Below are 7,315 nucleotides of genomic sequence, written 5' to 3'. Positions count from 1 at the left end.
GACCACAGTGGGCGCGGTGGTGATCAGGTCCAGGTTGTATTCCCGCTCCAGCCGCTCCTGAATGATCTCCATGTGCAGCATGCCGAGAAAGCCGCAGCGGAAGCCGAAGCCGAGCGCATCGGACGTTTCCGGCTCGAAGAACAGCGCCGCGTCGTTCAGACGCAGCTTGCGCAGCGCCTCGCGCAGATCCTCGTAGTCCTCGGAGCTGATGGGGAAGATGCCGGCGAACACCCGCGGCTGCACCGGCTTGAAGCCCGGCAGCGGCTCGGGCACCGGATTGCGCGCGTCGGTGAGCGTATCCCCCACCGGCGCGCCGTCGATGTCCTTGATGCCGGCGATCACATAGCCCACCTCACCGGCGTTGAGCGCCTCGGTGGGCGTGCGCTTGGGCGTGAACACGCCCACCTGATCCACCTCGTAATCCTCGCCGGTGGACATGACGCGCATCTTCATCTTCTTCTCGATGCGCCCGTCCACCACCCGCACCAGCGACACCACGCCCAGATAGGGATCGAACCAGGAGTCGATGATCAGCGCCTTCAGCGGCGCCGCCGGGTCGCCTTCCGGGGCGGGAATCTTCTCGACGATCTGCTCCAGAATGTCCTCGATGCCGATGCCGGCCTTGGCGCTGGCCTCCACCGCCTCGGAGGCGTCGATGCCGATGATCTCCTCGATCTCGTGCTTGACCCGCTCCGGATCCGCCGCCGGCAGGTCGATCTTGTTGAGTACCGGCAGCACCTCCAGCCCCTGCTCGATGGCGGTGTAGCAGTTGGCCACCGTCTGCGCTTCCACGCCCTGGGACGCGTCAACCACCAGCAGAGCGCCCTCGCACGCCGCCAGCGAGCGGGACACCTCGTAGGAAAAATCCACATGCCCCGGCGTGTCGATGAAATTGAGCTGGTAGGTGTGCCCGTCCCGGGCCCTGTAGTGCAGCGTCACGCTCTGGGCCTTGATGGTGATGCCGCGCTCCCGCTCCAGATCCATGGAGTCGAGCACCTGCGCCTGCATCTCCCGCTCCGACAGCCCGCCGCAGACGCGGATGAACTGATCGGCCAGCGTGGACTTGCCGTGGTCGATGTGAGCGATGATGGAGAAGTTGCGAATCCGTTCCAGCGGTTGGGTCATGGAAGCCTTTTGTATGTCAGTCCTGTCAAAACCGGCCTATTTTACCGTCTGAGACGGGGTCTCCCCCATTTTTGCAGGGTCGGCCGCCGGCCGCGCCGGCATCAGGCCGTCCGCGCCCCGTTCTGAGGCGTCTTTTCGGCCAGCACATGGGTTTCTCCCTCGCTGCGGGCGATGATGACCGTGCCCACCGAGTCGGAGAAGACATTGACGGTGGTGCGCATCATATCCAGCAACCGGTCCACCACCAGCAGCAGCCCCACCGCCTCACCCGGCAGGCCGACGGCGACCAGAATGATGCTGATGGCCACCAGCGAGGCGGACGGGATGCCGGCCACGCCGATGGAGGTGAGCAGCGCCACCACCACGATGAGAAACTGCTGGGCGAAATCCAGATGCACCCCGAACAGCTGGGCGATGAACAGCGCCGCCACGCACTCATAGAGCGCCGTGCCGTCCATGTTGACCGTGGCCCCCAGCGGCAGCACGAAGCTGGAGACGCGGTTGGACACGCCCGCGCCCTTCTCCACGCACTCCATGGTCACCGGCAGAGTGCTGGCGCTCGAGCTGGTGGAGAAGGCGGTCAGAATCGCCGGCAGCATCACCCGGTAGTGTTTCCACGGGTTGCGCACGCCGCCCACAAAGCGCAGCAGCAGCGGCATGACCACGAAAAAGTGCGTCGCCAGCCCCAGCACCACGGTGAGGAAGAACCACCCCAGCGATTCGAAGGCGTCCAGCCCCGTCTTCGCCACCGCCGCGCCCACCAGCCCGAACACGCCCAGCGGGGCAAAGCGCATCACCCAGTCGGTGAGCTTCATCATCACGTCAAACACGCCCTGCCAGAAATGCTCCAGCGTCTGGCGGCCCGGGTTGTCGATCTTCATCATGAAATAGCCGAACAGCAGGCTGAAGAAGATCAGCCCCAGCATGTTGGGCTGCGCCATGGCCTCGAACACGTTGGGCGGCACCATGCGCAGGAACACCAGGGCGATATCCCCCATGCCGCGCCCTTCAATCTTCTGCTGAATCTCGGCCGTGTCTCCCAGCCGGGGCGGGTTGTCCACGCCGGCGCCCGGCTGGAGCAGGTTGACCAGCGCAAGACCGATGAGAATGGCAATCAGGCTGGTGGTGAGATAGTAACCCAGCGTCTTGACGCCCAGCCGGCCGAAGCCGCCCTGGCGGGCGATGGTGGCGATGCCGGTGATCATGGCGGCCATCACCAGCGGCACCACGATCATCTTCAGCGCATTGAGAAACAGCGTGCCGATGAAGGTGTAGATGCTCAGCCAGCTGACGCCCAGAAGGGTTCTTTCCGTGCCGCTCCACAGCCCCATGGCCACCGCCAGCACCAGCGCGATGAGAATCTGCCAGTGCAGCGCCAGTCGGGTAAAACGCTTGATCATGTTCCGGCCCTTCCATTACACAAAACAAAAAAGCGCCTTGCGGCGCTTTCGGAATCCTTCAGGCTCCGCTCACACATCCGGACACTGATACCATGCGGTGTAGGGTCCCATGTTGTGCACGTCATGGAAGCCCATCATCTGCAGCATCTGCTGCGCCATGTGGGAACGGCTGCCGGAACGGCAGAACACCACGATGGGACGGCTCTTGTCCAGCTCGTTGACGCGTGCCTCCAGCTCCTGCAGCGGAATGTTGATGGCGCCGGGCAGCTTGCTCATCTCGTATTCCGGCGGCGTGCGCACGTCCACGAACTGAGCGTTCTGCTCTTTGATCAGCCGTTTGGCCTCTTCACAGGAAATGAACATGTCGGGTCCTCTTGAACCTCTTTATGCGTCGGGTCAAAGTTTACTTAATCAGGGCGCCAAAAGCCACAGATGCACGCTCCAGACCATGCCAAGCGCGTAGATGGCCGCCATCAGATCGTCCACCATCACCGCCCAGCCGCCATGGCTGATGCGCTCCAGCTGCATGATCGGCGGCGGCTTGAGGATATCGAAGAAGCGGAAGGCGGCGAAGCCGGCCAGCCACCACAGCGGTGTCTGCGCCGGCAGCGCCAGCGTCACCAGCCAGATGGCCACCATCTCGTCCCAGACGATGCCGGGGTGATCCTCCACGCCGGTGGCGTCAATGCCCGCCTGACACAGCTGCGGGCCGAAGGCGACCCCCAACACCACCGCCGCCCAGCCGAGCCACGGCTGCCACAGGGCCACCGGAATGACCAGCAACAGCCCCACCAGTGTGCCCACGGTACCGGGGGCCTTCGGGCTCAGGCCGCTGCCAAAGCCGAAGGCCAGCATCAGCGCCGGCTCATCCTGCAGACGAGACCAGCTGGGGGTGTTGCGGCTCATGAGCGCTGACGGCGCGCCAGATTCTTCAGCCGCAGGGCGTTGAGCTTGATGAAGCCCTCAGCGTCCTTCTGGTCGTAGGCGCCCTCGTCGTCCTCGAAGGTGGCGATCTTCTCGTCGAACAGGCTGTAGGGCGACTTGCGTCCCACCACGATCACATTGCCCTTGTAGAGCTTGACGCGCACCGTGCCGGTGACCTTCTCCTGGGTCTGGTCGATGGCCGCCTGCAACATCTCCCGCTCCGGCGCGAACCAGAAGCCGTTGTAGATGAGCGTGGCGTAGCGGGGCATCAGCTCATCCTTCAGATGCGCCGCCTCACGGTCCAGCGTGATGGACTCAATGGCCCGGTGCGCCTTGAGCATGATGGTGCCCGCCGGCGTCTCGTAGCAGCCACGGGATTTCATGCCCACAAAGCGGTTTTCCACAATGTCGGTGCGGCCGATGCCGTGCTCGCCGCCCACCCGGTTGAGGTATTCCATCACCTGCGCCGGACTCATGCGCTCGCCGTTGATGCCCACCAGATCGCCCCGCTCATACTCCAGTTCCAGATAGAGCGGCTGATCCGGCGCCGCCTCGGGTGAGACAGTCCAGCGCCACATGCTCTCCTCCGGCTCGTTCCACGGGTCCTCCAGCAGCCCCCCCTCATAGGAGATGTGCAGCAGATTGGCGTCCATGGAATAGGGCGACTTCTTGCCCTTCTTGTTCTCGATGGGAATGCCGTGGGCCTCGGCGTAGGCCATCAGCTTCTCGCGGGAGTTGAGGTCCCACTCCCGCCACGGGGCGATCACCTTGATGTCCGGATTGAGCGCGTAGGCGTTGAGCTCGAAGCGCACCTGATCGTTGCCCTTTCCGGTGGCGCCGTGGGCGATGGCATCCGCCCCCGTCTCCTCGGCGATCTCCACCAGCCGTTTGGCGATCAGCGGACGGGCGATGGAGGTGCCCAGCAGGTACTCGCCCTCGTAGATGGCGTTGGCGCGGAACATGGGAAAGACGTAATCCCGGGCGAAATCCTCGCGCAGATCCTCAATGTAGATCTCCCTGATGCCCATGGCCTGCGCCTTGGCGCGCGCCGGCTCCACCTCCTCGCCCTGGCCGATGTCGGCGGTGAAGGTGACCACTTCGCAGTCGTAGGCTTCCTGCAGCCACTTGGCGATGATGGACGTGTCCAGCCCGCCGGAATAGGCCAGCACCACCTTGTTGATCTTCTCTTTCATGCTTCGCGTCCCGTTATCCACTAAAATCAGCACATTATAACAAGCGAGTGACCCCATGAACCTTGCCTGGCTGTTCAAGGTGCTGCCCCAGTATCTGGTCCCGCAGCATCTGCTCTCGGAACTGGTCCACCGGCTGGCCAACCGCGAGACCCCCTGGCTGAAGAACCTGATGATCAAGGGGTTCGTCCGCCTGTACGACATTGATCTGGACGAAGCCGCCGAGCCGGATCCGACCGCCTATCCCTGCTTCAACGCCTTCTTTACCCGTGCGCTCAAACCCGGCGCCCGCCCCATCGCCGATGCGGAACTGATCAGCCCGGCCGACGGCGTGGTGAGCCGGGCCGGGCGCATCGACGGCCACACGCTGGTGCAGGCCAAGTGCCACGACTACACGCTGGAGGCGCTGCTGGGCGGCGACATCTCCTACGCGCGCCAGTTCGAGAACGGGGCACAGGCGGTCATCTATCTGTCTCCCCGGGACTACCACCGGGTGCACATGCCCACCGATGGACGACTGGTGTCCATGACCTACGTGCCGGGCGATCTGTTCGCCGTCAACCCGGCCACCGTCGCCCATGTGGACCACCTGTTCGCCCGCAACGAGCGGCTCATCCTGCGCTTTGAGACCGACCGGGGGCCGCTGGCGCTGATCATGGTGGGCGCCATCTTCGTCGGCAGCATGGAGACCGTCTGGGCCGGACGCATCACCCCGCCCTACGGCCCGGCGCTGAAGCACTGGGACTATGAAAAGGAAGACCTGCGCTTCGCCCGGGGCGAGGAGATCGGCCGCTTCAACATGGGTTCGACCGTGATAATATTGACGCCGGACAATGCGCTGGCGCGGCTGGCGGATCTGCCAACCCCGGCGACCATCCGCATGGGCGAGCCGCTGTTGCCGGCAACAGAATCAGAAACGACGAGCGAAGCAAGTGGAGGTTGACGCATGAAACTGATTACCGCCATCATCAAGCCCTTCAAGCTGGACGACGTGCGCGAGGCGCTGCATGAGATCGGCATCCACGGCCTGACCGTGACCGAAGTGAAGGGCTATGGCCGCCAGAAGGGCCACACCGAGATGTACCGCGGCGCCGAATATGTGGTGGATTTTCTGCCCAAGATGAAGCTGGAAGTGGCCGTGGCGGAAGATCTGGTGGAATCCGCCGTTGAAGCGATCACGCAGGCGGCCCAGACCGGCAAGATCGGCGATGGCAAGATCTTCGTCAGCCCGCTTGATGACGTCATCCGCATCCGCACCGGCGAACGAGGGCGAGAAGCGCTCTGACCCTGTCTTCGGCGCGCCGGAGGGTGCGCCGCAACATTTCTCAAGACTTTCTCCATACTCTCAAAACTTATCCCCCCATAAACTGTCTTTAACCTTGATTGGGCAGAACACCCCTTTCCGTGTCCGGCCTTCATCAAGTGTTGCTCCTCAGATTGCAGATTTCCTCCGGGCCTTTGCGCCCGGTTTTTTTGTGCCATAATTTCAGCATTCACTGAAAGGGAGGAGGCGCACCATGGCCTGCGAAGACAAGCACCAGTACAAGTTCGGACACGGCACGGACGAGGCGCACAGGCGGGATCAGGCGCTGTTCAGTCAGCTGCTGGAAAACCACTGGAAGCTCAACCGCAAGACCGCTTTCCTGCCCAACGGCATCCGCGTGGTCACCCGCAGCACCGATCCCGGTCTGGTCAAGGTGCTGCAGCAACATGTGGAAGGCATGGAGAAGCGCTTCGCCTCCGGCCGGGCCATCCGCTCATGGGATCCGCTGTTCGCCGCCCTGTTCGAGTTCCGCGACCAGATCCGCATGCGCTACGAGAACGAGCCGGACGGCGTAGTGGCGGAGCTGACCAGCGACGATCCGAAGATCGTGGAACTGATCCGCGCCCATGACGAGACGCTGCACAACTTCATCCGCGCCGGCTACAACATCTCCGGCGAACCTTCCCCGGCGCCGGAATGGGTCAGGGCCCACTACGGCGAGGCTTGAAAAGCGCCACCTGCCGCCCCATACATCTCCTGAAAAGAACAAGGAGATGCAACCATGATCGTCATGTGTCCACACTGCGGCGCGCTCAACCGCGTGCCGGAAGAAAAACTCGATGCCAACCCCACCTGCGGCAAGTGCAAGCATGCGCTGTTCACCGGCCAGCCGGTGGAGATGAACACAGAACAGTTCATCAAGGCGCTGCAGAAGACGGATCAGCCCATGGTGGTGGATTTCTGGGCGCCCTGGTGCGGGCCGTGCAAGATGTTCGCCCCCACCTTCGCCCAGGTGGCCGCCCAGTTCGAGCCACGGGCGCGCTTTGTCAAGATCAACACCGAGGCCAACCCGCAGCTGGCGGCCCAGTTCGGCATCCGTTCCATTCCCACGCTGGCGGTGTTCAAGAATGGCCAGATGGCCGCGCAGATTTCCGGCGCCCTGCCGCCGCAGCAGTTCGCCCAGTGGGTGGCGCAGAATCTGTGATCCCGTTGCGGCCCCGGCACGGGGCCGTTTTCATTCAACCCCCTCGCCATGCCAATCATCGATTGAATGCCTTGCGCAGCCCCCCATGAATCGGTGACATGCCCGTGACCACCACGCCGTCACCCCCCAAAACAAAAAGCGCCGCGGAATGCGGCGCTTTTCTTATCCCCCATACCGGTGACGCTCACACCAGCTCGCTGAGCAGGGT

General features: G+C 63.5%; 9 protein-coding genes. 4 read left to right on the top strand and 5 right to left on the bottom strand.

Features of this window, described 5'->3' with window-relative positions:
• From lepA to F8K16_RS04060, 5 genes are all read right to left on the bottom strand, one after another.
• Window positions 1–1,125, bottom strand: a 1,125-nt coding sequence (gene lepA, locus F8K16_RS04080) for a translation elongation factor 4 (RefSeq protein ID WP_294947310.1), incomplete at its 3' end; no start/stop codon positions are given.
• 101 nt (window positions 1,126–1,226) lie between these two features.
• Window positions 1,227–2,525 (bottom strand): dicarboxylate/amino acid:cation symporter, encoded by a 1,299-nt coding sequence (locus tag F8K16_RS04075; RefSeq protein WP_294947275.1) that lies wholly within the window; start codon window positions 2,523–2,525, stop codon window positions 1,227–1,229.
• Window positions 2,526–2,594: 69 nt separating this feature from the next.
• The gene (locus tag F8K16_RS04070; RefSeq protein WP_294947272.1) at window positions 2,595–2,888 is read right to left on the bottom strand and encodes a rhodanese-like domain-containing protein; all 294 of its coding nucleotides are present in this window, start codon (window positions 2,886–2,888) and stop codon (window positions 2,595–2,597) included.
• A 48-nt stretch (window positions 2,889–2,936) separates the two neighbouring features.
• Entirely contained in the window at window positions 2,937–3,431 is a 495-nt protein-coding gene (locus F8K16_RS04065; RefSeq protein ID WP_294947270.1) for a phosphatidylglycerophosphatase A, read from the bottom strand.
• Window positions 3,428–4,642: an argininosuccinate synthase gene (locus F8K16_RS04060; RefSeq protein ID WP_294947267.1), complete on the bottom strand. Its 1,215-nt coding sequence runs from the start codon at window positions 4,640–4,642 to the stop codon at window positions 3,428–3,430. Before F8K16_RS04060 ends, F8K16_RS04065 begins: the two co-directional genes overlap by 4 nt.
• 55 nt (window positions 4,643–4,697) lie before the next feature.
• On the opposite strand from F8K16_RS04060, the gene asd reads away from it, so the two are divergent.
• The 4 genes from asd (at window position 4,698) to trxC (ending at window position 7,107) form a co-directional block, all read left to right on the top strand.
• Window positions 4,698–5,582 (top strand): archaetidylserine decarboxylase, encoded by an 885-nt coding sequence (gene asd, locus F8K16_RS04055; RefSeq protein ID WP_294947264.1) that lies wholly within the window; start codon window positions 4,698–4,700, stop codon window positions 5,580–5,582.
• A 3-nt stretch (window positions 5,583–5,585) separates the two neighbouring features.
• Window positions 5,586–5,924 (top strand): P-II family nitrogen regulator, encoded by a 339-nt coding sequence (locus tag F8K16_RS04050; RefSeq protein WP_294947261.1) that lies wholly within the window; start codon window positions 5,586–5,588, stop codon window positions 5,922–5,924.
• Between the two features lie 232 nt (window positions 5,925–6,156).
• The gene (locus tag F8K16_RS04045) at window positions 6,157–6,630 is read left to right on the top strand and encodes a hypothetical protein (RefSeq protein ID WP_294947259.1); all 474 of its coding nucleotides are present in this window, start codon (window positions 6,157–6,159) and stop codon (window positions 6,628–6,630) included.
• 54 nt (window positions 6,631–6,684) lie between these two features.
• A complete protein-coding gene (trxC, locus tag F8K16_RS04040; protein ID WP_294947257.1) occupies window positions 6,685–7,107 on the top strand; it encodes a thioredoxin TrxC in 423 nt (140 codons plus the stop codon).
• Window positions 7,108–7,315 lie beyond the last annotated feature (208 nt).

Origin of the sequence: Sulfurivirga sp., from assembly GCF_015490265.1 — a bacterium.
Taxonomy (GTDB): domain Bacteria; phylum Pseudomonadota; class Gammaproteobacteria; order Thiomicrospirales; family Thiomicrospiraceae; genus Sulfurivirga.
This window is presented reverse-complemented; position numbering and strand designations above follow the sequence as displayed.

Excerpts from the sequence above, each read along its gene's own strand:
- F8K16_RS04075 (WP_294947275.1), bottom strand. The coding sequence starts at position 2,525 with ATGATCAAGCGTTTTACCCGACTGGCGCTGCACTGGCAGATTCTCATC.
- F8K16_RS04070 (WP_294947272.1), bottom strand. The coding sequence starts at position 2,888 with ATGTTCATTTCCTGTGAAGAGGCCAAACGGCTGATCAAAGAGCAGAAC.
- F8K16_RS04065 (WP_294947270.1), bottom strand. The coding sequence starts at position 3,431 with ATGAGCCGCAACACCCCCAGCTGGTCTCGTCTGCAGGATGAGCCGGCG.
- F8K16_RS04060 (WP_294947267.1), bottom strand. The coding sequence starts at position 4,642 with ATGAAAGAGAAGATCAACAAGGTGGTGCTGGCCTATTCCGGCGGGCTG.
- asd (WP_294947264.1), top strand. The coding sequence starts at position 4,698 with ATGAACCTTGCCTGGCTGTTCAAGGTGCTGCCCCAGTATCTGGTCCCG.
- F8K16_RS04050 (WP_294947261.1), top strand. The coding sequence starts at position 5,586 with ATGAAACTGATTACCGCCATCATCAAGCCCTTCAAGCTGGACGACGTG.
- F8K16_RS04045 (WP_294947259.1), top strand. The coding sequence starts at position 6,157 with ATGGCCTGCGAAGACAAGCACCAGTACAAGTTCGGACACGGCACGGAC.
- trxC (WP_294947257.1), top strand. The coding sequence starts at position 6,685 with ATGATCGTCATGTGTCCACACTGCGGCGCGCTCAACCGCGTGCCGGAA.